Source organism: Vibrio sp. JZG120, from assembly GCF_053890955.1.
Genome location: NZ_JBSRRK010000034.1, coordinates 1 through 1,371, shown reverse-complemented (window position 1 = coordinate 1,371; position 1,371 = coordinate 1). Strand labels below are relative to the sequence as shown.

General features: G+C 51.1%; 1 rRNA gene. It reads left to right on the top strand.

What is annotated here, in order from left to right:
- Positions 1 to 1,371 (top strand): 23S ribosomal RNA (locus ACWPOD_RS23565); the annotation flags it as partial.

Genomic DNA, 1,371 nt, shown 5'->3' with positions numbered 1-1,371 from the left:
CCACTTGAGTCTGGGATTTCCGAATGGGGAAACCCACTTACATAAGTAAGTATCGTTATGTGAATACATAGCATAACGAGGCGAACCGGGGGAACTGAAACATCTAAGTACCCCGAGGAAAAGAAATCAACCGAGATTCCGAAAGTAGCGGCGAGCGAAATTGGACTAGCCCTTAAGCTTTATAGGCGTCAGGTGAACAAGCTGGAAAGCTTGGCGATACAGGGTGATAGCCCCGTAACTGACGACGCATATTCAGTGAAATCGAGTAGGGCGGGACACGTGATATCCTGTCTGAATATGGGGGGACCATCCTCCAAGGCTAAATACTACTGACTGACCGATAGTGAACCAGTACCGTGAGGGAAAGGCGAAAAGAACCCCTGTGAGGGGAGTGAAATAGAACCTGAAACCGTGTACGTACAAGCAGTAGGAGCAGGCTTGTCCTGTGACTGCGTACCTTTTGTATAATGGGTCAGCGACTTATATTCAGTGGCAAGGTTAACCATCTAGGGGAGCCGTAGGGAAACCGAGTCTTAACTGGGCGTTCAGTCTCTGGATATAGACCCGAAACCAGGTGATCTAGCCATGGGCAGGTTGAAGGTTGAGTAACATCAACTGGAGGACCGAACCGACTAATGTTGAAAAATTAGCGGATGACTTGTGGCTAGGGGTGAAAGGCCAATCAAACCTGGAGATAGCTGGTTCTCCCCGAAAGCTATTTAGGTAGCGCCTCGGACGAATACTACTGGGGGTAGAGCACTGTTAAGGCTAGGGGGTCATCCCGACTTACCAACCCTTTGCAAACTCCGAATACCAGTAAGTACTATCCGGGAGACACACGGCGGGTGCTAACGTCCGTCGTGGAGAGGGAAACAACCCAGACCGCCAGCTAAGGTCCCAAATTACTACTAAGTGGGAAACGATGTGGGAAGGCTCAGACAGCCAGGATGTTGGCTTAGAAGCAGCCATCATTTAAAGAAAGCGTAATAGCTCACTGGTCGAGTCGGCCTGCGCGGAAGATGTAACGGGGCTAAGTAGTAAACCGAAGCTGCGGCAATGCACTTTAGTGCATTGGGTAGGGGAGCGTTCTGTAAGCGGTTGAAGGTGTGTGGTAACGCATGCTGGACGTATCAGAAGTGCGAATGCTGACATGAGTAACGATAAAGGGGGTGAAAAACCTCCTCGCCGGAAGACCAAGGGTTCCTGTCCAACGTTAATCGGGGCAGGGTAAGTCGACCCCTAAGGCGAGGCCGAAAGGCGTAGTCGATGGGAAACGGGTTAATATTCCCGTACTTCTTACAATTGCGATGGGGGGACGGAGAAGGCTAGGTGGGCCTGGCGACGGTTGTCCAGGTTCAAGTGCGTAGGCTT